Annotated in this window: 22 protein-coding genes, 1 tRNA gene and 1 other RNA gene; 14 read left to right on the top strand and 10 right to left on the bottom strand. The window is 37.5% G+C overall.

Going from position 1 to position 22,218, the window contains the following annotated elements; translation table 11 throughout:
* Positions 1-79: 79 nt before the first annotated feature.
* Positions 80-1,324, bottom strand: a complete 1,245-nt coding sequence (locus RR062_04570) for a hypothetical protein (GenBank protein ID MEG2026983.1) — start codon at positions 1,322-1,324, stop codon at positions 80-82.
* Positions 1,325-1,444: 120 nt separating this feature from the next.
* On the opposite strand from RR062_04570, the gene RR062_04575 reads away from it, so the two are divergent.
* Positions 1,445-1,909 (top strand): TM2 domain-containing protein, encoded by a 465-nt coding sequence (locus RR062_04575; protein ID MEG2026984.1) that lies wholly within the window; start codon positions 1,445-1,447, stop codon positions 1,907-1,909.
* Between the two features lie 186 nt (positions 1,910-2,095).
* On the opposite strand, the gene pepT is transcribed toward RR062_04575, so the two are convergent.
* The 6 genes from pepT to lpdA all read right to left on the bottom strand — a co-directional run bounded on the left by pepT (position 2,096) and on the right by lpdA (position 7,718).
* Positions 2,096-3,307 carry a peptidase T gene (pepT, locus tag RR062_04580; GenBank protein MEG2026985.1) on the bottom strand — a complete coding sequence of 404 codons (1,212 nt, stop codon included), beginning with the start codon at positions 3,305-3,307 and terminating at the stop codon, positions 2,096-2,098.
* A gap of 4 nt (positions 3,308-3,311) precedes the next feature.
* Entirely contained in the window at positions 3,312-3,887 is a 576-nt protein-coding gene (locus RR062_04585) for a hydrolase (protein ID MEG2026986.1), read from the bottom strand.
* An 87-nt stretch (positions 3,888-3,974) separates the two neighbouring features.
* The gene (gene nadE / locus RR062_04590; protein ID MEG2026987.1) at positions 3,975-4,712 is read right to left on the bottom strand and encodes an NAD(+) synthase; all 738 of its coding nucleotides are present in this window, start codon (positions 4,710-4,712) and stop codon (positions 3,975-3,977) included.
* Between the two features lie 154 nt (positions 4,713-4,866).
* Positions 4,867-5,469: a hypothetical protein gene (locus RR062_04595; GenBank protein MEG2026988.1), complete on the bottom strand. Its 603-nt coding sequence runs from the start codon at positions 5,467-5,469 to the stop codon at positions 4,867-4,869.
* A gap of 230 nt (positions 5,470-5,699) precedes the next feature.
* Positions 5,700-6,260 carry a hypothetical protein gene (locus tag RR062_04600; GenBank protein MEG2026989.1) on the bottom strand — a complete coding sequence of 187 codons (561 nt, stop codon included), beginning with the start codon at positions 6,258-6,260 and terminating at the stop codon, positions 5,700-5,702.
* A gap of 87 nt (positions 6,261-6,347) precedes the next feature.
* A complete protein-coding gene (gene lpdA, locus RR062_04605; protein ID MEG2026990.1) occupies positions 6,348-7,718 on the bottom strand; it encodes a dihydrolipoyl dehydrogenase in 1,371 nt (456 codons plus the stop codon).
* 218 nt (positions 7,719-7,936) lie between these two features.
* Between lpdA and RR062_04610 the strand changes: the two genes are divergently transcribed.
* The 3 genes from RR062_04610 to RR062_04620 are packed head-to-tail and all read left to right on the top strand — an operon-like array spanning position 7,937 to position 10,397.
* Complete coding sequence (locus RR062_04610) at positions 7,937-9,769, top strand: DUF1538 domain-containing protein (GenBank protein MEG2026991.1); 1,833 nt, start codon at positions 7,937-7,939, stop codon at positions 9,767-9,769.
* Positions 9,753-10,091, top strand: a complete 339-nt coding sequence (locus RR062_04615) for a hypothetical protein (protein ID MEG2026992.1) — start codon at positions 9,753-9,755, stop codon at positions 10,089-10,091. Before RR062_04610 ends, RR062_04615 begins: the two co-directional genes overlap by 17 nt.
* On the top strand, positions 10,092-10,397 hold the full coding sequence (locus RR062_04620; protein ID MEG2026993.1) for a P-II family nitrogen regulator: 306 nt from the start codon (positions 10,092-10,094) through the stop codon (positions 10,395-10,397).
* A gap of 132 nt (positions 10,398-10,529) precedes the next feature.
* On the opposite strand, the gene ssrA is transcribed toward RR062_04620, so the two are convergent.
* Positions 10,530-10,907, bottom strand: a transfer-messenger RNA (tmRNA) gene (gene ssrA / locus RR062_04625).
* Between the two features lie 196 nt (positions 10,908-11,103).
* On the opposite strand from ssrA, the gene RR062_04630 reads away from it, so the two are divergent.
* The 7 genes from RR062_04630 to RR062_04660 all read left to right on the top strand — a co-directional run bounded on the left by RR062_04630 (position 11,104) and on the right by RR062_04660 (position 17,882).
* The gene (locus tag RR062_04630; GenBank protein ID MEG2026994.1) at positions 11,104-11,919 is read left to right on the top strand and encodes a radical SAM protein; all 816 of its coding nucleotides are present in this window, start codon (positions 11,104-11,106) and stop codon (positions 11,917-11,919) included.
* The gene (locus tag RR062_04635; GenBank protein MEG2026995.1) at positions 11,916-12,590 is read left to right on the top strand and encodes a 5'-methylthioadenosine/S-adenosylhomocysteine nucleosidase; all 675 of its coding nucleotides are present in this window, start codon (positions 11,916-11,918) and stop codon (positions 12,588-12,590) included. Before RR062_04630 ends, RR062_04635 begins: the two co-directional genes overlap by 4 nt.
* The gene (locus RR062_04640) at positions 12,587-14,905 is read left to right on the top strand and encodes a glycoside hydrolase family 2 TIM barrel-domain containing protein (GenBank protein ID MEG2026996.1); all 2,319 of its coding nucleotides are present in this window, start codon (positions 12,587-12,589) and stop codon (positions 14,903-14,905) included. The genes RR062_04635 and RR062_04640 overlap by 4 nt, the downstream gene beginning before the upstream one ends.
* 230 nt (positions 14,906-15,135) lie before the next feature.
* Positions 15,136-15,212 (top strand) — tRNA-Pro (locus RR062_04645).
* Positions 15,213-15,367: 155 nt separating this feature from the next.
* Complete coding sequence (locus RR062_04650) at positions 15,368-15,763, top strand: hypothetical protein (GenBank protein ID MEG2026997.1); 396 nt, start codon at positions 15,368-15,370, stop codon at positions 15,761-15,763.
* Complete coding sequence (locus tag RR062_04655) at positions 15,760-15,981, top strand: hypothetical protein (protein MEG2026998.1); 222 nt, start codon at positions 15,760-15,762, stop codon at positions 15,979-15,981. Before RR062_04650 ends, RR062_04655 begins: the two co-directional genes overlap by 4 nt.
* 506 nt (positions 15,982-16,487) lie before the next feature.
* Entirely contained in the window at positions 16,488-17,882 is a 1,395-nt protein-coding gene (locus RR062_04660) for an MATE family efflux transporter (GenBank protein MEG2026999.1), read from the top strand.
* A 171-nt stretch (positions 17,883-18,053) separates the two neighbouring features.
* Here the strand turns inward: RR062_04660 and RR062_04665 are convergent, their stop codons facing one another.
* Together RR062_04665 and RR062_04670 are read right to left on the bottom strand one after the other, a co-directional pair.
* Entirely contained in the window at positions 18,054-18,251 is a 198-nt protein-coding gene (locus RR062_04665) for a hypothetical protein (GenBank protein MEG2027000.1), read from the bottom strand.
* 9 nt (positions 18,252-18,260) lie between these two features.
* The gene (locus tag RR062_04670; GenBank protein MEG2027001.1) at positions 18,261-19,382 is read right to left on the bottom strand and encodes a sodium ion-translocating decarboxylase subunit beta; all 1,122 of its coding nucleotides are present in this window, start codon (positions 19,380-19,382) and stop codon (positions 18,261-18,263) included.
* Between the two features lie 287 nt (positions 19,383-19,669).
* Between RR062_04670 and RR062_04675 the strand changes: the two genes are divergently transcribed.
* The 3 genes from RR062_04675 to purE all read left to right on the top strand — a co-directional run bounded on the left by RR062_04675 (position 19,670) and on the right by purE (position 22,187).
* On the top strand, positions 19,670-20,722 hold the full coding sequence (locus RR062_04675; protein MEG2027002.1) for an inorganic phosphate transporter: 1,053 nt from the start codon (positions 19,670-19,672) through the stop codon (positions 20,720-20,722).
* A gap of 12 nt (positions 20,723-20,734) precedes the next feature.
* Complete coding sequence (locus RR062_04680; GenBank protein ID MEG2027003.1) at positions 20,735-21,358, top strand: DUF47 family protein; 624 nt, start codon at positions 20,735-20,737, stop codon at positions 21,356-21,358.
* A gap of 346 nt (positions 21,359-21,704) precedes the next feature.
* On the top strand, positions 21,705-22,187 hold the full coding sequence (gene purE / locus RR062_04685) for a 5-(carboxyamino)imidazole ribonucleotide mutase (GenBank protein ID MEG2027004.1): 483 nt from the start codon (positions 21,705-21,707) through the stop codon (positions 22,185-22,187).
* Positions 22,188-22,218 lie beyond the last annotated feature (31 nt).

The raw sequence follows: 22,218 nt of genomic DNA on the forward strand, positions 1-22,218 counted from the left end.
TTATAGCACTACGCTTTCTTTTGTCAATGCTTTTTTACTATTTTTTGTGTGATATTTTTGTGATATTTTTAGCGCTATTTTAAATTCTTGCAAAAGTTGTATTGTCTTCTTTGCGACTAGCGAGTTCTTCAATCGGGTGAGGCTTTGTTTCGTAGCGATAGTCTTGACCTAATTCGTCAATATGCTTGCAAATAACCTTGTGCGAAGGCGTAGTTTTGGCGTCGCCGTTTATTGCCTCTTGATATTTTGCATAATCGCTATTTTTATCAAGATTAGAAACTTTGATATAATCTTCTTTGTCACCCGTTTGAGTAGCGCTATCCTCTATTACTTTGCGTACATAGTCAATATTAGAGCTAAATTGAAGAAGTTTAGGGTAATCTCCCTTACCTACAACTTGGGCAAATTCCTTTTGTTCGTATTTATTTAACAAATGAGTAGCGTAATGCAAATGAGCGACTTCTTGTTCGTAGATGCGAGCGTAAATATCTTTAATATATTTGTCCGGCTCGTCGTTATAAAGAGAATAGTACAAATAACATTCGGTATATTCGTGCATAACAAGGTTTTCTAGCATTGTGCAATTAGTATCTAGCAAACAACCATAGCTAGTAACGTGCTGTTCTTCGATTAAAGCTATTTCCGCATACAAATCTCTGCCAACCTTGTTAGGATAAAAGCCTAATTGATTCATATAGTAATTCATAGTTTGTTGTTCGGCGGCGGTAATAATACCAACATTTAATTTTGTCGCCAAACTTGCCTTAGTAAAATTGCAGTAACGCTTTACGTCGTCTGCCGGATAACGATGTTCGGCTATCGTAGGGCGGGCAGGCATAATCTCGGTAAGCTTGCCGACGAGTTCTTCCGCCTTCTGTTTAGTGTCCATTTCAAGCAAATTAGCGTAACGATATAAGTGGTCAAAATCTTCTAATAATGCAAAGTCTAATGCGTGCTTGACATATTTATCGGGTTCGTTTTTGGCTAAAATCGAAGTAAGTTCGACGGCAAGTTGCTCGTAGCCAATCGTATGTTGAAGAATTGTCTCGCTAATCGGTTTAAGACTGCTTAATAACTTTTGTTGCATTTGCTCGCTCTTTCTAAGCAGAGCAAGGTCACGACGCAAGTCGTTGTCGGGACAGTTTCGAGATGCGCAGTGAGAGAATTTAACAGCTTCAAATTCTGCGCCATTTGCAAGAATTATTCTCAACTTCGTAAAAGGTTCGACGGTCTTAGGGTCGTAAGGTTTAGCCGATAACTCAGTCCAATTCATATATGTTTTATCTAGCGAAATGGGCTTACATTTAAAAGGATTGTCGTTCATAAATAAAATCTCCTTGTCTTTTAATAAAATTGTTGACAAAAAACCGCTTTGTAAACAAAAAATCAAAAAATGTTGACAAATAGTTAGAAAGACTATAAAATGATTAAGGAGGATTAAAAAATGATAGACCGTTGTTCTAACTGCGGAGCTCCCCGCAAAGATATGCTAAATAAATATTGTCCGTACTGTAATACGCCGTATTCGATTGAAGGTTCTAGGTGGGACGAAACGCACAAAACGACAGATAACTTCTCGACTGCGCAAAGCGACTATGACCAAACAACTGCGTCAAACAGTCAATCAACTCAAAGTCAAGCTCAACCAAAAGAAACGTTAGACGACAAATTTGAACGTAAAATCAGCGAGATGACTTCTAACCGCCGAATTATGATAGGGCTATTTGCAATCTTTTTTGGTTGGTTTGGTTTGCATTACTTTTTAAGAGGCGCTATATTTAAAGGCGTGCTTTGTTGCGTATTCTTAGCGACGGGAATACCGGCTATAATCGGGGTGGTTGAGGGCTGTTCGTATTTGCTAACTAGCGACCAACGTTTTAGAGAAAAATATCCCCAATATTACGATTAAACGCATAAATGTTTTTAAATTGTTTTACAAATACTCTAACGCTTAGCTATAAACAATTTAAAACCCTTAAAAACTACTTAAAAACTTAATTTAAAAAAGAACAGCTTAATTTTTTAAACTGTTCTTTTTTTTAGATATTAATTTAATTAAATGGTAAAAACGTATTTATTTACTAGCCGTTAAAGACTATTTAGAATAGAGTTCTACTACGTTTAACAAAATTTGTACGACTTTTTCCATTGATTGGCTTGTAATATACTCGTACCTACCGTGAAAATTATACCCGCCCGTGCATAAGTTTGGACAAGGTAAGCCCATAAATGATAATCTTGCGCCGTCAGTACCGCCACGAATAGGCATAACTTTGGGTTCGACATTTGCTAATATCATAGCCTGTTTAGCGTTATCGATTAAGTGGATATGAGGAAGAATCTTCTCGTACATATTAAAATAGCTGTCTTTAAGCGTTAATTTTACTGTCCCCTTGCCATACTTTACATTGATAAAGTCGCAAATTTGTTTCATCAATTTCTTTTTATCTTCAAATTTATCAATATTATGATCTCTTATAATGTAGTTGCACTTAGTATAATCAACGTTGCCGACTATATTGTCAAGATGGAAAAAGCCTTCGTACCCTTCGGTATACATAGGATTTTGTTCCTTAGGTAACATAGAAAACAGCTCTTGCGCAATTAAAATAGCGTTGAGCATTTTATTTTTAGCCGTGCCGGGGTGAATTGAAACGCCAAAAACTTCTACAAGAGCAGAGGCTGCGTTAAAATTCTCATATTCTATCTCGCCTAATTCGCCTCCGTCTATTGTATAGGCAAAGTCTGCGCCAAAGCGTGAAACATCAAAAAAGTCTGCGCCCCTGCCGACTTCCTCGTCGGGGGTAAAAGCTATTGATATTTCACCGTGCAAAATTGATTTATCTGTAAGTAAAATTTGAGCAAGTTGCATAATTTCGGCAACGCCTGCCTTGTCGTCTGCGCCTAAAAGAGTTTGCCCATTAGTACAAATGACGGTTTCGTTTATGTGATTGAGAAGCGATTTATATTCTTTACTACTCAAAACATAGCCTTTGCCCATTTTAATGTCGCCACCGTCATAGTTATCTGTAATTACAGGACAAACATCAGTATCGCTTACTGCCGGACTAGTGTCTACGTGGGCAATAAAACCTAGCGTCGACTTAGTCTTAGTTGTAGCGGGTATTGTTGCGTAGACATAGTTATGTTGGTCAATTAGGCAATTAGTCGCCCCTAAGTCAACAAGCTCGTTGTAAAGCATTTGCGATAAGTTGCGTTGTTTAATCGTACTTGGAACTTCTTCGCAATCGGGACACGACATAGTGTCTACCGAAACGTACCTTAAAAACTTTTCTGTTACTGTCATAATATTATCCTCTCTCCTCGTCTAAATAAGTTGCTTGTAAGTCGGCGACATGTAGCAATACGCATAGGTCAAATTTATCAAACGCTTCGGAAATTGAATAGCTACCGCCCTTGACTCGGTCATCAAATCCGCCCATGTGCCAGTTAATCGCCATTGCCTCGTCTGCGGTTAAACGCATAAAATTTTGTATAATAAATACGCTCTTTTCGCCGTGTCCGTAAGGAAGTTTCTCTTTTACGGTGTAATATGGCTTTTGCGTCCATTCGCCGTTTACCTTAGAGTTACGATATTCGGTTACGTATGTATTTATCTTGCATATATCGTGTAAAAGGGCGCAAATAGCTATTGTTTCAAGCGAATAATGGTTTTGATAGTCGTCGCCAAACTCATTCTCGACAAGATTAACCAAACGGTTATAAACGTGGACGCTATGCTCGCATAAACCGCCTTCGTAAGAAGAATGAAATTTTGTAGACGACGGAGCGGTAAAAAAGTCGCTCTTTACTAAATATTCTAATAATTCTTTGCTACCTTCTCGTGCAATAGAACTATTATACAAACTTAAAAACTTTTCTTTCATAGTTTACCTCTTATATTTTTCTAGTTTTGCTATTTTTGATAGTTTTAATATTCTGCAATCGTTTTTGTTTTAGCGGACTTATTTAGATTATATCCACTTATACAGTTTTGGCATAATGCGTTTATGACAAGTTGTGGTATGATAACGCTCAATAATTGCCTGCGAGCGAGGACTAACGGGAATGCCCATCATAACTTTTTCAATTTCGTCATAAGTAACGCCTAGCTCGTTCTCGTCGGTTTGACCTTCGTAAAGTCCTGCCGAAGGGCGTTTGCTTATTATTGAACTTGGCGCATTGAGATATCTTAAAAAGTCATAAACTTCGCTAACCGTAAGGTCGGCAATACAATTAAAGTCGCTTGCCCCGTCGCCCCACTTAGTAAAGTAGCCCATATATAGTTCGCATGCGTTGCCCGTACCGGCAACGACACAACCACGAGTTTGGGCGATAGAATAAAGAGTAGTCATTCTTAGTCTTGGAGCTATATTTGATATTGATTGAGGCGAAAGCTGTTGGCAAGCAAGTTTATCTAATAAATCTTGTTTAAGGCTGGTTAAATCTACCGTAATATTTGGTATGTTAAATTGCTTAGAACAAACTAACGCATCTTGCATATCGGTAGAATAATTGACGGCGCTAGAACAAGGCATAATTACGCCCAACGTGTTGTCGCAAGCAAGTTTGCAAATAATTGATACAAGCGTGCAATCTTTACCGCCCGAATTGCCATAAACTATGCCTTTTGCGTGAGCGTCATATAGAACCTCACGAACAAATTTTATTCTACGGCTAAGTTCGGTTTGCCAGTCTTTTAAAAATTCCATTTTTTATTTTTGCCCCCTAGACTTACTTTTTTAAGCGGTATTTGTTTTATTATGCCACGTCAATATAATTAATCGCAAGTATTTGCATACAACAATTATTTTAAGCGACTTTTAAGTTGTTAAGAGTAGTGTTGAGTAAGCGCTACTAGAAATGCTATTTTATAATGTCGTTTGAGTCGTTTGACGAATTTGGTTGGTCGTTTTGGTCGGTTGAAGAGTTAGAACTAGCAGAATTAGTCAAGTCACCTGCGCTAGAAGATAAATTATCTTGTTCTAAAACATCTTCGATATGCTCTTTCGAATTAAGTTCTTGCATATTAATATCGTCTTTCGAATTAAGTTCTTGCATATTAATATCGTCTTGCGAATTAAGTTCTTGCATACTAATATCGTCTTGCGAATTTGATTCGTTTTCGTCTGCTTCAAGCGCAAATTGCTCGTTTTGCTCTCTCTCGGCTTGCTCTACCATTTGTTTATTCTCTTGCATATATTTCTTTGCGTCGGGTATTACCGAAATAAAATAGCCGATACCTGTTATAAAAGAAAGTATTCGACACAAAAACAGCATAGCCATATTGAGATAAGGTATCCAGGAAAAAATTGCATAAACTAGATAAATTAGAAAATCAACGGGTATTAGTACAACAAATAATGGTAGCCCGATAATTATACATAAAGTCTTGGCTACGCAATAAAAGAAATTTCTACTTGTATAGGTAAATAGCCGTTTGAATCTATCATAATAATAAGTTCTCATTTCGCCCTCCGTTAAGATTATATATTGTATTGTACCATATTTAAAGACAAAATTACAATAGATTATGTAAAAATTAGACAATAAAAAAGGGCGCTACTTAAAACGCCCTTACAGCCAAAAACAACTAAAAAATAAAAACCATTGTACGTACTGGCGTCTTACTCTTTATTGTCAATTTTTGGTTACGACTTATTAAATTTACAATCTTTAAGCCTTATTTAGTTTGCGCATTACGCTTTGTGAGTTAGCGCAAGCGCTAGACTTGCAAATGACGCTAAACCAAAAATATATACCCCTACGCCCATTAATGCCTTGTAGCTTGTGCTACCTATTTCAACATTTATATTGGTAAATAATATTATCGCTCCAATAATAGTAAGTATAGCGACTAAGGAAGCTAGAATAGAAATTATTTTGGCTATATTAATATAAATCTTCTTTTTAAGAAAAATACCTAAACAAATCAATGTAAGCATAGAAACGCCAAGTATAATTGATAAAAATGCGCCAAGCGAAACGGCAAAAGTTCCAAATTCGATATCGTCGAGAGAAATACCGATTACGCTAGCGATAGCTTTAATTTCAGGGCTTGCAGGCTCGCCTGTAAATAAAGTTTGGGTTAAATCAATGCCATTACTATTTTCGACATTAGGCTTTCCGCCAAAAACAATAGTTTGACACGACGTAAAAGGCAGGAAGAAAGCAACAATCATAGCGAGGGCGCAAACCGCCATTACTATTAGGTTGATGCTAATGTTAAATTTTTTGGTCTTCTTTTTTGATTTTGTCATAAAAATCTCCTTATATGTTGTTATTTGTTTAAGTAGGTTCAAAAATGTTTATAACAAATTTGCCTTGCAATTTGTAAACATTATCGACTAAAACTTGTAGACCGCTTCGTGAATAATCTCGCAAACCGTCGGGTGGGGAAAAACTAAGCGTTTAATTTGTTCTAGGTCGACGTTTAAATTGATTAAATTAGATGCGACAACTATAAATTCGCTGGCGTATGTTCCAAAAATGTGCATACCTATTAATTTATTGGTGGTGTTAGAGAGCAACACTCTGCAAAAGCCATTTACCTTAGCGTTTTCGGCGACATATCTACCCGAATAAGCTAGCGACAACTCGACTAATTTATAATCTAAACATTTCTCTTGGGCTGATTGTTGACTCTCCCCTACGCTTGCAACTTCGGGAAAAGTATATATAACCGAAGGAATTGCCGTATAGTCAATAGCGTCAGGTCGACCGCAAATAGTGTTTACTGCAACTTCGCCTTCTCGATAAGCCGTATGGGCTAGCATAACCTTGCCGTTACAGTCGCCTATTGCGTAACAGTTAGGAACATTCGTACGCATTTGATTGTCTGTTACAATAGCTCTACGAGCAAGCGTAATATTTAAATTTTCTAGTCCAAAACCGCTAACGTTAGCTACCCTGCCGATAGACAACAAAACTTTGTCGCAGGCAACCGAATTTGCAACTTCGCCTTCTACGTAGTTAACTTTGCCGTCTTCGAAACTAACGACCTTGCACCCTAATTTAAATTCGACGTTCTTTTGGGCTAAAACTTTTTGTAACGCTTGTACTGTTTGTAGGTCGATTGGATTTGCAATGCGGTCAAGCATTTCTATTACCGTAACCTTACAGTTTAAGGTTGAAAAATAACACGCCATTTCTAGCCCGATTACGCCCCCGCCTATTATAGCTAAATGCTCGGGCAAAACTGTTAAATTAAGAATTTCTCGGTTGGTTAAAACAAAGCCTTTTTCAATTTGTTGGACAAGCCCTTCTATTGGAGGAACAAGACAACTCGACCCTGAGGCTACTAAAAGGTAGTCGCTAAAATAATCTTGGTCGTTGCAGTTTACCACAAATTTATCCGCTTCTTTTGCCTTGATTACGGCGTATCCGTTAATTACGGTCACATTTGAGGCTTTAAGTTGCGCCTTAATGCCACGAACAAGTCTAGTCACTACAAAGTCCTTACGCTTAATTATTGCCTCTTGGCTTGCCGTTACATTGCCGTTTAGCGTTATGCCGTAGCTGTCTAAGTGATTTGCTTGGTCAAACATCTTTGCCGAATAGAGCAAACTTTTGCTTGGCACACAACCCTCGTTTAAACATACTCCGCCAATTTCTCTACCTTCAAAGATTGCAACCGTAAGACCGGCTTTGCTTGCAAGCTCGGCAGAGTGGTAACCGCCGGGACCTGCGCCTATAATAATTAAATCAAAAGAAGTCATAATTAATTTCCTCCACGTATTTATCTTACTTATAAATCTTACCACATAAATAAATAATAAGCAATTATCAAAGGCTAGACTAAAACAAATTCTTATTAAAAATATCTATAAAGACTGCTGGCAATTTGGAATATAAATATAACTGTTAATTCGCCTTAAATATTGACTAAGCGCCTACCTTATGATACTATTTAATTATTGTATGTTTGGAGAAAAGTTTGAAAAATTTGTTGCTTAAACTTAAAGATTCGGCAATATCTGTGCTACCTATTACGGCTATTGTATTGCTACTTGGTATATTTGTTGTAAAACTAGATATAGACAGCATTCTTACTTTTTGCTTTGGCGCATTTCTTCTTATTATAGGTATGGGTTTGTTCTCGCTAGGAGCGGATACGGCAATAGTCAATATCGGCGCAAATATTGGCGCAAGCTTGACAAAAAAGCGTAGCCTTGCAAGAATAATTATAATTTGTTTCACCATAGGGCTAATAGTTACGGTTGCCGAACCCGACCTACTTGTGCTTGCCGAGCAACTCTCTAATTCGCTTAACAAATATTTACTAATACTTTGCGTAGCAATAGGAGTTGGAATTTTTTTGACTCTTGCCATACTAAAAACAATTTTTCAAATTTCTCTACAAAAACTATTGTTTGTAGCTTACTCGATTGTATTTATACTTGGAATATTTGTCCCAAAAGAATTTTTTCCGCTTGCGTTTGACGGAGGCGGAGTAACTACCGGACCTATGACCGTACCCTTTATTATGGCGCTTGGCATTGGCTTTGCCTCGACTATTAGTTCTAACCGACCCGACGACAATTTTGGCTTAGTTTCGCTTTGTACGGTTGGACCTATTATATCTATACTACTTATGGGCATTTTTGCCGATGTTTCGGCTCTGCAAAGTCAAGCGGTAACACAAGCGCCGGCGTTACAAGGCGGACTGATTGGAAAATTCTTTGTAGCTATGCCCAGTTACATTTTTGACGTTACGCTTGCTCTACTACCTATTATTATATTTTTCTTAATCTACAATTTTGCAGTCTTGCATTTGCCTAAAAAGTATATAATAAAAACAATGTTTGGCGTCTTTTATGTATTTGTAGGGCTTACGCTATTTTTAACAGGGGTTAACGTAGGATTTGCCGCAGTTGGAAAAATACTTGGTAGCAAGATTATTTCTAGCCCTTATTCGTGGTTGATTATTCCCGTTGGGGCATTAATAGGCTTCTTTATTGTAGTCGCCGAGCCAGCAGTTCACGTGCTTAACGAACAAGTCGAACAAATTAGCAACGGTTTGATAAAAAAGAAACAAATGATGCTGTCGCTTATGTTTGGCGTTTCGCTTGCCGTTGCGCTATCAATGTTGAGAATTGTAGCTAGCCTAAGTATTTGGTGGTTTATTCTACCCGGCTATGCAGTTGCCTTTATACTTTCGCTATTTACGCCTAAAATATATTCCGCAATAGCCTTTGACAGCGGAGGCGTAGCAAGCGGACCTATGACGGCGACATTTCTACTCCCCTTTGCGCTTGGGGTATGCTCGGCAAAGCAAGGCAACATCTTTACCGACGCTTTTGGAATAGTAGCTCTTGTAGCTATGACGCCGGTAGTTACCATACAAATACTTGGGCTTGTCGCAACGATTAAACAAAAGAAACATATCAAACAACTGGAATTTGAGGCTGTAAAACAAAACGCAAGCGAACAAGATAGTATGGTGGTCTTTGACGCTTTGAGTAAAACTAACCGAAAAAAGCGTAAAAATATTCAGGTTGCCAGCATACAAAAAAATGAAACACTCCAAACTCAAACACAGCCAAGCGATAACGCAGACATTATAAAAATAGAACAACCAACCCTTATAGAAGTCGAACAAACAATAAATAATGTTGACGCAAAAGAGGCTACAACTCAAAAAGATAATATTAATCAAGATACGGTTCAAAGCGTAGACCTAGCAACCATAAACTTAAATACCCTTAAAGAAGTGGCGACAATCACAGTAGAAAACGCCACAAAGGAGAACGATGAACACACCAATTAAATTATTATGTCTAATACTGCCCCGAAATAAGGGCGAAACTGCAATAAAAGTGTTGAGCGACAATTCAGTTTTTTTCAACATTCTTACCTACGCAAGAGGCACAGCTCCGCAAGAAATTGAAAATATACTAGGACTAGGCGACAGTAAGGTCGACGTAGTCTTTTCACTAGTAGCTTCAACTAAAACCAAGCAGGTCTTAACTCAGCTAAACGATAAGCTAAATTTAACCGAAGTTGGCGGGGGCATAGCCTTCTATATGCCAATTACAAGTATGTCGTCGCTTCAACTATATAATTATTGCGCTCAAACGGAGGAAAATTAAATGGAACTTAGTTTAATAATCACAGTAGTCAATCGAGGTTACGCCGAAGCGGTTATGGACGCAGGTCGAGCAAAAGGCGCTAGGGGCGGAACAATAATCAACGGACGAGGAACAGGCGCAGAACACGCTAAACAATTCTTCAACCTCGTAATCGAGGCTGAAAAAGAACTTGTATTAATTATAGCCCCAAGCGACAAATGCGGAGAAATTATGGAAAACATAAGACTACTTGTCGGGCTAAACACTAATGGTAAAGGTATAGCCTTTTCTTTGCCGGTAGAAGAAGCCGTCGGGCTGAATATTTAAGACAAATTAACCAATCTAAACTAATACGAAGATTAAAAGTTTAACTATATAGTTAAACTTTTCTAATTATTTATCAAAATAAACAAACAAAAACGCTCTAACTTATGTTAGAGCGTTTAATGTGTTTGTGAGTGGTGGAGGTGGCGAGACTTGCACTCGCGTACCAATGCGTAGCTGAAAGACTTTCTTTCACGCTTAGCCTAGTTTTTTTAATTTCCTCGCAAATGCCCTAATAGGCAAGAACAAATGTAAGTAATATGTGGCGGACGGCAAACTTGCTACATAGTCGCAACTTGCCCTTAAACCGTTTTAAATTACGCCGAAATACTGCCAAACGGTAAACCGTACCCGACGAGCCACTTAATTAAGCAGCGTAAGCTAATCTGTTAGAACTAACTTGTGTATTATTATTTTTTGCGTTTAAAAATTTGTTGATTTTTTACAAAGATTCAACGACTTCGGCGTGCTTATCCAACCTCTATCCGCACAGGGCGAATCTATAACACCCCCACTAACTGTAAATATTCTAACATATTATAGGCAATTTGTCAATTTATTATATGTTAGCAAAAACTTTTTTTGATATTTATCTAATAAAATTTAGGTAAAGTTCGGCGTATAGGCTGAAAAAACTATAAATTAGCTTAGTTTATTGATTAATTACTTCTTTTGCGTTATAATAAACAAAAAAGAAAAAGGAAAGTCTATGCCACAAACTGCTCCTAATTACAAAGTTGCGCATTGCGGACTACATTTTTATGAAGAACCGCCTATAAGCTCGGGCAAAGGTAGCGGTACAATCTTTTTTAGCGGTTGCAATCTACACTGCATTTATTGCCAAAATTATCAAATTTCTCAACAAAGAAAGGGAACAATAATAAGCGAACAAGGCTTGTTTGAAATGATGTTATCTTTGCAAGAACAAGGAGCGAATAACATCAATCTTGTAAGTCCAAGCCACTATATAAAGTGTCTTGCGTTGTCGCTACCAAAAATTAAAAATAAACTCAAAATTCCTATTGTATACAATACAAGTAGCTATGATAAAGTTGAAGATTTAGCTACGCTTAGGGGGCTAATCGACATCTATCTAGCCGACCTTAAATATGTTTCGCCCGAAATTAGTTTAGCCTTTTCGGGAGTTGACGACTACTTTAAAGTAGCGTCAAAAGCTATTGAAGAAATGCTTGCTCAACAAAGCAAAAATGTTATTTATAAAGGCATAATGAAAAGAGGCGTTATTATTAGACATCTAGCCTTGCCTAGCCTTAGTCAAGATAGCAGACTTGCGCTAGACTATCTTGCAACGTTAAACAAGCCTATTATCAGTCTTATGTCGCAATACGTGCCAATGTATAAAGCGATATATCCACTAAACCGCAAACTAAGCAAGCACGAATACGATAGCTTGTGTCAATATATGGCAAATTTAGGGCTTAACAAGGGTTACTTACAGCAACAAGATTCGGCGTCAAGCCAATATATCCCACTATTTAATCTAATTAACGAGGAGAAGAAATGATAGCAATTATTTGCGCTTTACAAAGCGAAGCTGAGGCGATACTTAGCAGTTTAACTATCACAGGGCAAAAAACCGTTCTAATAGACCACGCTTTATACTCTTTTGACTATGACGGCGTTGAGGGCATTATGCTAGTTTCCGGCGTAGGCAAAGTAAACTCCGCTATCGCTACGCAATACGCTATCGATATCTATAAGGCTAAATTAATATTTAATTACGGAACCTGCGGAGCAAACCTAGGTAAAGCAAACTTAGGCGAGGTGTATTTAATAGATAAATGCGCTCAATATGACGTAGACATCAGCGAAATTGACGACGTTGCCGTAGGCGTTCTCAATGGTTGCGGTAACCCCTATTTATATACTACTTCTTGCGAACTAACAAACATATTTAAGGTGCGGTCGCTTGCAACGGGCGATAGATTTTCTTGCAAAGACGAATTAACCGAATTTATAGCCAAAAACTTTGACACTCAACTAAGAGATATGGAAGGCGCATCAATACTTCAAGTAGCAAACGCTAATGGGGTCGCTTGCGTTATGCTTAAAGGAGTGTCCGATTATGTGGGAAGTAGCAGTATCTCTATGTACAATACTTATGCTTCAAAGGCGCTTGTAGATATTTCAACTCACGTTTCAACTATTTTTGAGAGTTTAAATAAATTATTATGAGGACTTACCTTAATTTTGATTGGCAATTTGCCAAAAATAGCGATTTTACAAATTCGCAAGTAGTAAATATCCCCCATTCGAATTGTATTTTGCCGATAAGTTACGCTAGCGAGCTTGACTATCAATTTGTATCGTATTATCGCAATACTTTTAATGTCGAGGCTATTTCTAACGTCTTGCTGACCTTTACAGCAGTTGCCCACAAAGCAAACGTATATGTAAACGGTAAATTTGTTGGAACGCATAATTGCGGTTATACCGCATTTACATTTAATATAACTAACTATGTCGCAATCGGGCAAAATTTAGTTACGGTAGAAGTCGACAGCCGAGAAAATTTAAATTTTGCGCCCTTTGGAAATGTTATTGATTACTTAACTTACGGTGGAATGTATGGCGAAGTTTATCTTGACGAGTTAAACGAATATTATATTGAAGACGTCTTTGTAAACGGCTATGCGACAAGCAGTCCCTTTAACTTTAACGCCGAGATCACCTTAAACAAATATTGTAGCAAGTTGAGTTTATTATGTAGAGTTATAGAAAAAGAAGAAGTTAAACTTAACTATTTAGAGCAAGTTAAAGAAAAGGTTTCCGTTATATTTGCAAAATTAGACGAGGCAAAACTTTGGGACGTTGACAACCCTAACTTATATCAATTAAGTGTCGAACTGTTGCTTGATGGCAAAGTTATTGACAGCAAAAACCTCTCTTTTGGGTTTAGAGATTGCAAATTTACCAAAGAAGGATTTTTTCTTAATGGTAAAAAAATTAAACTAAGGGGGCTTAATCGCCATCAAAGCTACGCTTACGTTGGATACGCTATGCCAAAAAGGGCGCAGGAACAAGACGCAAAATTTCTCAAAGAAGAACTGTGCGTAAATATCGTTCGCACTTCGCACTATCCGCAGTCGCAATATTTTTTAGACGAATGCGATAGGCTAGGACTATTAGTATTTACCGAAATACCCGGTTGGCAACATATCGGCGACAAGCAGTGGCAAGCGCAATCAATTAATCACGTAAAAGAAATGGTTATGCAATATCGCAATCACCCTAGCATAATTTGTTACGGCGTGAGAATTAACGAAAGTTTTGACGAGGACGAATTTTACAGCCAAACTAACAAGGTCGCAAGAGAACTAGACTGTTCTAGACAAACTGCGGGCGTAAGATATATTGCAAATTCTAGCGACTTAGAGGATATATATTCCTATAACGATTTTGTATTTAAAGGCGACAACTCCCCTGTACGAAAAAAGTCAAAGGTGTATTCGGGCGCAAAACCTATGCTTATAACCGAATTTAACGGACACATGTACCCGACTAAAAGTTACGACAACGAAAAACACCGTGTAGAACACGCAAACCGACATTATAAAGTTATAAAAGCCTATTACTATGCAAAACATCTCGCAGGCGGAATAGGTTGGTGTATGAGCGACTATAACACGCATAAACAATTTGGTAGCGGAGACGGTATCTGTCATCACGGCGTAGCCGACATCTTCCGTAACGCCAAACTTGCAGGCGCAGTTTACGCTAGTTTTGGAAAAAAACCTAGGCTAGAAGTATCTTCTTCTATGGATAAAGGCGAATGGGAAAGAGGGTATCTTGACAAAGTTTACGCTTACACTAACGCAGATAGCGTTAAACTCTATCTTAACAATCAATTTGTAAAAGAATTTTTTGCCCAAAAAGACGACAATATGACAGGCAAAGCTATTGTAATTGACGACTTTATAGGCAATCTAATTCAAAATAACGAAAAATTTAGCCTAAGCAGTTCAAATGCAACCAAAAAATGTATTAACTATGCTTTGTCGCACGGCGATAGCAGTTTTCCGCCGATAATATTGTTAAAAATGCTATTTGTAAAGCTTAGAGAAAAAGTATCCTTTAAAAAACTATTTGAAATAGGACAAAAATACGCAACAGGCTGGGGTAGCGACTCGGCAAGCTATAAATTTGAAGCTATAAAAGACGGCGAGGTCGTACAAACAGTTATAAAAGAACCCGTAACCACAGTCGACCTAGCAATCGACGTCAACGCAACTACGCTTGTTCACGGGCAAACTTATGACGTTGCAAATATACGTTTTAGAGCAGTCGACCAAAATAATAATACACTACCCTATTGCTTTGAACCACTTACGCTTAAAACGCAGGGAAGCATCGAATTAATCGGCGACTCGGTCGTAACCTTGCTCGGCGGTATGAGCGGAACTTACCTAAAAACAACTTCCAAAGGCAATGGCAAACTGATAATTAACGCTTTTGACAAGACTTATACTCTTGACTTCAACATAGAATAAAAAGCCCGCAAAAATTCTAACAAGTCTTATAAACCCGCAAAAAGTTTGTTGCAAAAAGTTTTATAGCAAACAAAAAACCAACGCAAAAACTAAGTATTAGCGTATAAAAATTGCAAAAACTTCAAATCGCATAATAACAAAAAATATAGCAAACAAATATTATAAAAACAAACACAAAATTTGCCGTTATTTTTTGACATAAAATTATCGCCGTGTTATAATGGCGACATCGAGGTGTAGCGCAGTTCGGTAGCGCGCTTGGTTCGGGACCAAGAGGTCGCAAGTTCAAATCTTGTCACCTCGACCAATCAAAAACAGTCGACATTTTACGATTACGTAAGGTGTCGGCTTTTTCTTTTTATTAAATATGATATAATAGAGTCAAATTAAATAAAATAAGTATTAAGGATTGCAATTTTGCGCTTATTAAATTTAAACTCTTGTTGTTTTCCCAAAAATAATATGCCGACGTATCCGTTACACCCAAATTGTCATTGCAAGGTTGAACCGATAGGCAAAGTAAGAGCAAATGCAATATGCGGGTTAAATAAATTTGAAAAGTATATCTTCAACCAAGATTTAGAAAAAAACAGCGATAAAAAAGCCTTGTTTGAAAGTTGGGGATATAGTATAATAGACTCATGCTGGTTGCAGGAAGAATTAGTAAGGCAAGCAAAAGAGAAATATGCAAACGGCGATTTTATGTTGGGAAAGTTGGATTCGTATGGACAAAGAATAAACATTGAGATAATTTTGCCAAGAAAAGATAAAATAGGCGCAGTACGTTTTATGTCGGGGTGGATTGTGTATCCCGACGGAGTAATACAAAATACGACGCCTTATGGAGGTAAAATATGAAAGAATTTGATAGGGTAGAACTTATAATCGAACGCGCGGAATATCAAAAGATAGGTCTAAAAAAGGGAGACAGAGGCGTTATTTTAGGCGAAGAAAGGAACGGTTATTTTCTCGTATATTTTGATGGCGTTATTTATCAAAACTCAGATGGCGTTTTTTGCACGACTGAAATCGATGCGGGGATAAAATCTGAAGATTTGATGCTAATAAATTCATAACTTCGCATAAGAAGTTATGCAGTCTTTTTATGCTATAAAGACATCGAAAACAGTCGACATCTTTACGATTACGTAAGGTGTCGACTTTTTCTTTTCAAGGATTAGGAAAGAATATCACAAGGTAATTTTTCGGTAGAAAAAAAATATGCAAAAGAGGACATAAAGGTATGGAGGAAGCGGTTTTACTGGAAGAAAACAGCATTAAAAGGGCGATTGTGATAGAGCTTATTTACTTGTTTAGCTAGGTTGCCCTAGGTTTATTTGTTGGTTAAATTCTTGTAAAACTTACTTATTCGCTATTAATTAAGTCGTATTTATTATGAACAAATTTACAAATATTTGAATTATATTTTTATATAATACAAGCGTAATTTCAAACCTACATTTTGTTTAGGTGAAAAAATATTTCACATCTAAGCGTATATTTTTGGCTGTACCTAAATTGATTAGTATGCTATAATCGGCTTTGTCAGGGCAAATTATTATAAGGTTGTACGGTCAAATTTATGCAGTTAATTAAACACAAACATCACGTTGCCGATTTAGGAAAAGACAAGATAAGTAGTCTAATCTTAAAGCTAGCAATTCCTTCAATGCTAGCGCAATTTGTCAATGTTTTATATGGAATAGTGGATAGAATTTATATAGGCAATATCGCAGGCATAGGTAATCTTGCCCTTGCGGGCGTGGGGATATGCGCCCCGATAATTACCTTGATTACTTCGTTTAGCTTTTTGGTTGGACTAGGGGGTTCGCCCTTAGTTTCTATGCGTTTAGGCGAGAAGAAACCCGAAGAAGCTCAAAAAATAATGTCAAATTGCTTTTTTATGTTGCTTGTTATTTCGGTTGCGCTAACTATTCTTTTTATGTTTATAAAAAGACCCTTGCTTTTACTCTTTGGCGCAAGCGAATTTACCCTACCTTACGCTAACGAATATCTTACGATATATTTAATTGGCAATATCTTCGCTATTCTTACCGTAGGACTTAATAGCTTTATAATTTGTCAAGGTTTTTCTAAGATTAGTATGTGCACCGTACTGATTGGAGCTTTTTTAAATATTATACTTGACCCGTTATTTATTTTTGCTTTTGATATGGGCGTTGCCGGAGCGGCTATTGCAACGGTTATTTCGCAAGCTGTTTCTTGCGCTTTTGTTATATTCTTCTTGTTAAGCGGTAAATCGCAAATCAAACTGAGCATAAAGAATCTTTCGGGCAAAATTATGGGCAAAATTATGGCGTTAGGTTTTTCGCCATTTATGATAGTAGCTACCGAAAGCATAGTTTTAATACTCTTTAATATTATCTTGCAAAAGTACGGTGGCGAAGCGTTAGGGGACTTTTATATAGGCGTTGCAACCATAGTAGTAAGCTATATGCAATTAATTACAATGCCAATGGGCGGTATAACTATGGGCTGTCAACCTATACTTAGCTATAATTACGGAGCAAAAGATATTGTAAGGGTTAAGAAGGCATTTTGGGGTATGAATATTATTTGCGTAGCCTTTACTGCGATTATGTTTATATTCTCTATGTCCATTCCGCATTTATTTGCTCGCATATTTACTGCCGATGCTCATACTATTGAAGTTTCGGCTCGTGCAATAAGGATATTTACAATGTGCATTATTCCCTTAGGGGTTCAATATGCTTGCGTTGACTCGCTTACGGCGCTTGGACAAGCTAAGCTAGCAATTACGCTATCTATGACAAGAAAAATGGTAATTATGACTTCAATGATAATAATTTTACCTATCTTTTTAGGGGCGGAAGGAGTATTCTTCGCCGAACCGATAGCCGACCTTGCCTCTGCGATTATTTCGGCTACGGTATGCCTACTTGTGCTTAATAAATTGCTCAATAAGCGTTTGCTAGACAGCGAATTACCTATTTAGGCAAAGCAAAATAGCTTAGCGATAATAGCTAAAATGTATAAAAATATATAAAAATTAGCGAGACAGTTTGTCTCGCTAACTCTATTTATTAAATAAAACTTTGTTATGTTTATTAAGGTTAATTTGTTAGAGTGTTAATTACACCGTATTATAACTTTTACTTAACTAATATTATTTTTCGCTTATGGTTTTAATGTCCTTATCTTTATCTTTTTTGGGAAGTTTTGGCAAGTTTGTCACTTTGTTAAGTAGCACAATTATGCCAATAATAACGCCTGTTACAACAAAAATGCCGAACATACCTAGTCCCATTACTTTTAGCGATTGTAATACCGTATCGGTATTTATTACAGCTTGTATAAATTTCATATCGTTCACCTATCCTAATAAACTAATAATAAGTCCGCCTGCAATAACCGAGGCGATTTGACCTGAAACGTTTGCTCCAACAGCGTGCATAAGTAAAAAGTTTTGGTCGTCTTCTGCAAGCCCCATCTTGTGTACGACTCTTGCCGACATAGGAAAAGCCGATATTCCCGCCGCACCTATCATAGGATTTATTTTCTTTTTTAAGAAAAGGTTCATTACCTTAGCTAGCATTACTCCGCCAACGGTATCGAATATAAATGCGACTAAACCGAGCGCAAGAATAAGCAGAGTTTCTAAGTTGAGAAAAGCGTCGGCTTGCATTTTAGCGGCTATTGTAATACCAAGTAGCAACGTAATTAAATTTGCTAAGGTATTTTGCGCTGTTTCGGACAAAGATTTAAGCACGCCACATTCTCTAATTAAGTTGCCAAACATTAAGAAACCTATTAGAGCAACCGCCCTAGGCGCAATTAAGCCCGTAATAACAGTTACGATAATTGGAAATAATATTCGTGTGGTCTTAGAAATTTCTTTGCTCTCATAAGGCATACGAATAAGCCTTTCTTTCTTGGTTGTTAGCAATTTTATTATCGGCGGTTGCACAATAGGAACAAGCGCCATATATGAGTACGCCGCAACAATAATTGCTCCAATATATTTAGTGCCAAAGAAGTTTGCAATAAAGATAGAAGTCGGGCCGTCGGCAGCGCCTATTATCGCAATGCTTGCGGCGTCTTTGATATCAAATCCAAATAGCGTAGCGAGCGTAAGCGTAAAGAATATGCCAAATTGAGCCGACGCTCCAAACAGCATCAATTTGGGGTTAGAAAGCAACGGGCCAAAGTCAATCATGGCGCCGATACCTATAAACAACAGTAGGGGAAACAACTCGGTTGCAATACCCGAGTTAAACAATAGGTCGATTACTCCGGCTTCAACTAAGCCGTTATAAATTTGGTCGACTGCGCCGGACTTAGGTAAATTGACTAAAATTGCGCCAAACCCAATAGGTAGTAGCAAAGCGGGCTCCATTTGTTTCTTGATTGCAAGAAAGATTAGTACTCCGCCAATTATCCACATAACTATCATTTGCCAAGTTATGTTTAACAGATTTTCATACAATGCTTCCATAATTTTTGTGTCCTTTATTACAATTCCAAATATTTCCTTATACATAGTATCACACATTTTGCCTAGCAACAACCATATATCGTAAATTTTTATTACTAATTTCGAAATATTTAAGATAAATTTGAGATTTCAATTATAGAAAAACGTTTTGCATATTTGCTGATATATGATACAATAAAAGTACTGAGCTTTGGTTATAGCTACTAAACATACGATGGCGGTATAAATATGCTTGTAAACAAACGCATAAAACTACTATAAGAAAAATATAAAGGACTATAACATTTGTGGAAATAACATTTAGCTGGTTTATTGAAGAAGTATTTTCAAATCCAATTCTTTTAGTTACGGTGATTCTTACTTTGGGCGTAATATTTGTCAACGGTTGGACAGACGCTCCTAACGCCATAGCTACCGTTGTAGCGACACGGTCAATGCGTCCTAAGCTTGCCGTATTGATGTCGGCAGTTTTCAACTTTTTTGGCGTATTTGTAATGACGTTAATTAACGCTAAGGTGGCTATGACAATCAAAAATATGGTCAACTTTGGCGGTAACAGCGAAAACGCTATAATCGCTCTTTGCGCTGCTCTTTGCGCAATAATTATTTGGGCGGTTGCCGCTTGGTGTTTTGGCATACCAACTAGCGAAAGTCACGCTCTAATCGCAGGATTAAGCGGTGCAGCTATTGCTTTACAAAATGGTTTTTCGGGCATAAACGGCGCAGAGTGGATTAAAGTTATATATGGTTTACTTTTGTCTACCGTATTAGGTTTTGCAATGGGTTATGTCTCGGCTAAGTCGACTGCGTTAGTTTGTCGTAATATGGACAGGCGTAAAACGGTCGGCTTTTTTAAAAATGCGCAAATTTTTGGTGGAGCTGCAATGTCATTTATGCACGGAGCGCAAGACGGACAGAAATTTATGGGCGTGCTTATACTGGGCATAGTGTTAGTCAACGGCGGAGATTCGACTGCTAACATACAACTTCCTATTTGGATGATGTTGCTTTGCTCGATTGTAATGTCGGTAGGCACTTCTATTGGCGGTTACAAGATAATTAAGACAGTCGGTATGAATATGGTCAAATTAGAAAAATATCAAGGATTTGCCGCCGATATGGCTGCGGCAAGTTGTCTACTGCTTTCGTCATTATTTGGTATTCCCGTATCTACTACGCATACTAAGACTACGGCGATTATGGGCGTAGGGGCGACTAAGAGATTGTCGGCTATTAACTTTGGCGTTGTTAAAGAAATGCTTTTTGCTTGGGTGTTGACTTTTCCCGGTTGCGGTATAATCGGGTTTTTAATAGCCAAATTATTTATTGTGATTTTTTAAGGAGAATATATTATGTCAAAAAGTAGAGATAGTTTTTATTTTAATAATTTTGTTGAGTGTTGTGACATTGCGCTTGAAGCTAGTAGCAAACTTAAAGAAGTGTTGCTTGCTTGCGGTTTAGATATATTGCCCGAGCAACTCGAACAAATTCACGCAATCGAACATCGAGGCGATATTAAGCACCACGAACTTATCGCTCAAATAGCTAAGGACTTTATCACCCCGCTAGAAAGGGAAGACATTATTGATTTAAGCAACCACATTGACGACGTTACCGACAGTATCGAAGACATTATTATCAACATTTATCTTAACAACGAAACAAAAGTTAGAGAAGACAGTCACGCTTTTGCCGACATAGTTATTAGATGTTGTACGGCGGTAAAAGAGTTGTTAATCGAATTTCCCAACTATCGCAAATCAAAAATTCTCAATGGTATGATTGCAAATATTCACCATATCGAAGAAGAAGGCGACGCAATGTTCTTAAAGTCAATGAAAGAGTTGCACACTACCATTACTCGCCCTTTAACAGTAATTGCGTGGAGAGAAATTTACGGTTATTTTGAAAAATGTTGCGACACTTGCGCAGACGTAGCCGACATAGTCGAGCGTATAGCCATAGGCAATATTTAATAAATTATTTAGTTTAACGTTTAGCTAGCATAGTCAAATATGCTAGCTATTTTATTTTAAGCCGTTAGTTTTAAGCAATAAAAATATTTAATGTAACTGTAAGCACTTTTTCTAACTAAGTTAAATAAATAGTCGCAATAATTTTTCTGGTCAATCGGCTCGGCGTTTGTTGACATTATTATTAAATTTTGATATAATTTTTTTAGGTATTTATTTTTGATGGCTTATAACGACTTATAATAATAAGAGTTATTCTACTGGGACAATTCTTCAAGCCATCTGGGCAGTCCGTTTGTTTGGACAAGCCCCTTTTTATTTGCAAATACTATTTTTAAGGAGATAATATATGAAGGTAGCCATAGTTATGGGTAGCGACAGCGACTTACCTATTATGCAAAAGTCTGCGGAAATTTTAAAACAATTTGGCGTGCAATATAGTATGCGCATCTATTCTGCGCATCGTACCCCCGACGAAGCAAGACAGTTTGCTCAATCTGCTCGTCAAGAGGGCTATGGGGTAATAATCGCAGGCGCAGGCAAGGCGGCGCACCTTGCGGGGGCGCTTGCTAGCCAAACTATACTTCCCATTATAGGCATACCTATTAAGGCATCAACTCTCGACGGCGTAGATGCCCTTTTTTCTACCGTAATGATGCCTAGCGGAGTGCCAGTTGCGACAGTCGCTATTGACGGAGCGGTAAATGCGGCGTTACTTGCCATACAAATTCTCGCCCTAAGCGACACAGCGCTTGCCGACAAATTATTAGCCTACAAGGAAGAGGCAAGGCAAGCTGTTATAGCTAAAAACAATCAACTAAATAACTTGTAATTTTAATTTTATAATATAAGGAGATTAACTT

It is taken from the genome of Clostridia bacterium (assembly GCA_036654455.1).
Taxonomy (GTDB): domain Bacteria; phylum Bacillota; class Clostridia; order Christensenellales; family CAG-314; genus JAVVRZ01.

What these genes read in the sequence shown, in the direction of transcription:
- RR062_04570 (MEG2026983.1), bottom strand. Translation starts at nt 1,324, where the DNA reads ATGAACGACAATCCTTTTAAATGTAAGCCCATTTCGCTAGATAAAACA.
- RR062_04575 (MEG2026984.1), top strand. Translation starts at nt 1,445, where the DNA reads ATGATAGACCGTTGTTCTAACTGCGGAGCTCCCCGCAAAGATATGCTA.
- pepT (MEG2026985.1), bottom strand. Translation starts at nt 3,307, where the DNA reads ATGACAGTAACAGAAAAGTTTTTAAGGTACGTTTCGGTAGACACTATG.
- RR062_04585 (MEG2026986.1), bottom strand. Translation starts at nt 3,887, where the DNA reads ATGAAAGAAAAGTTTTTAAGTTTGTATAATAGTTCTATTGCACGAGAA.
- nadE (MEG2026987.1), bottom strand. Translation starts at nt 4,712, where the DNA reads ATGGAATTTTTAAAAGACTGGCAAACCGAACTTAGCCGTAGAATAAAA.
- RR062_04595 (MEG2026988.1), bottom strand. Translation starts at nt 5,469, where the DNA reads ATGAGAACTTATTATTATGATAGATTCAAACGGCTATTTACCTATACA.
- RR062_04600 (MEG2026989.1), bottom strand. Translation starts at nt 6,260, where the DNA reads ATGACAAAATCAAAAAAGAAGACCAAAAAATTTAACATTAGCATCAAC.
- lpdA (MEG2026990.1), bottom strand. Translation starts at nt 7,718, where the DNA reads ATGACTTCTTTTGATTTAATTATTATAGGCGCAGGTCCCGGCGGTTAC.
- RR062_04615 (MEG2026992.1), top strand. Translation starts at nt 9,753, where the DNA reads ATGAACACACCAATTAAATTATTATGTCTAATACTGCCCCGAAATAAG.
- RR062_04620 (MEG2026993.1), top strand. Translation starts at nt 10,092, where the DNA reads ATGGAACTTAGTTTAATAATCACAGTAGTCAATCGAGGTTACGCCGAA.
- RR062_04630 (MEG2026994.1), top strand. Translation starts at nt 11,104, where the DNA reads ATGCCACAAACTGCTCCTAATTACAAAGTTGCGCATTGCGGACTACAT.
- RR062_04635 (MEG2026995.1), top strand. Translation starts at nt 11,916, where the DNA reads ATGATAGCAATTATTTGCGCTTTACAAAGCGAAGCTGAGGCGATACTT.
- RR062_04640 (MEG2026996.1), top strand. Translation starts at nt 12,587, where the DNA reads ATGAGGACTTACCTTAATTTTGATTGGCAATTTGCCAAAAATAGCGAT.
- RR062_04650 (MEG2026997.1), top strand. Translation starts at nt 15,368, where the DNA reads ATGCCGACGTATCCGTTACACCCAAATTGTCATTGCAAGGTTGAACCG.
- RR062_04655 (MEG2026998.1), top strand. Translation starts at nt 15,760, where the DNA reads ATGAAAGAATTTGATAGGGTAGAACTTATAATCGAACGCGCGGAATAT.
- RR062_04660 (MEG2026999.1), top strand. Translation starts at nt 16,488, where the DNA reads ATGCAGTTAATTAAACACAAACATCACGTTGCCGATTTAGGAAAAGAC.
- RR062_04665 (MEG2027000.1), bottom strand. Translation starts at nt 18,251, where the DNA reads ATGAAATTTATACAAGCTGTAATAAATACCGATACGGTATTACAATCG.
- RR062_04670 (MEG2027001.1), bottom strand. Translation starts at nt 19,382, where the DNA reads ATGGAAGCATTGTATGAAAATCTGTTAAACATAACTTGGCAAATGATA.
- RR062_04680 (MEG2027003.1), top strand. Translation starts at nt 20,735, where the DNA reads ATGTCAAAAAGTAGAGATAGTTTTTATTTTAATAATTTTGTTGAGTGT.
- purE (MEG2027004.1), top strand. Translation starts at nt 21,705, where the DNA reads ATGAAGGTAGCCATAGTTATGGGTAGCGACAGCGACTTACCTATTATG.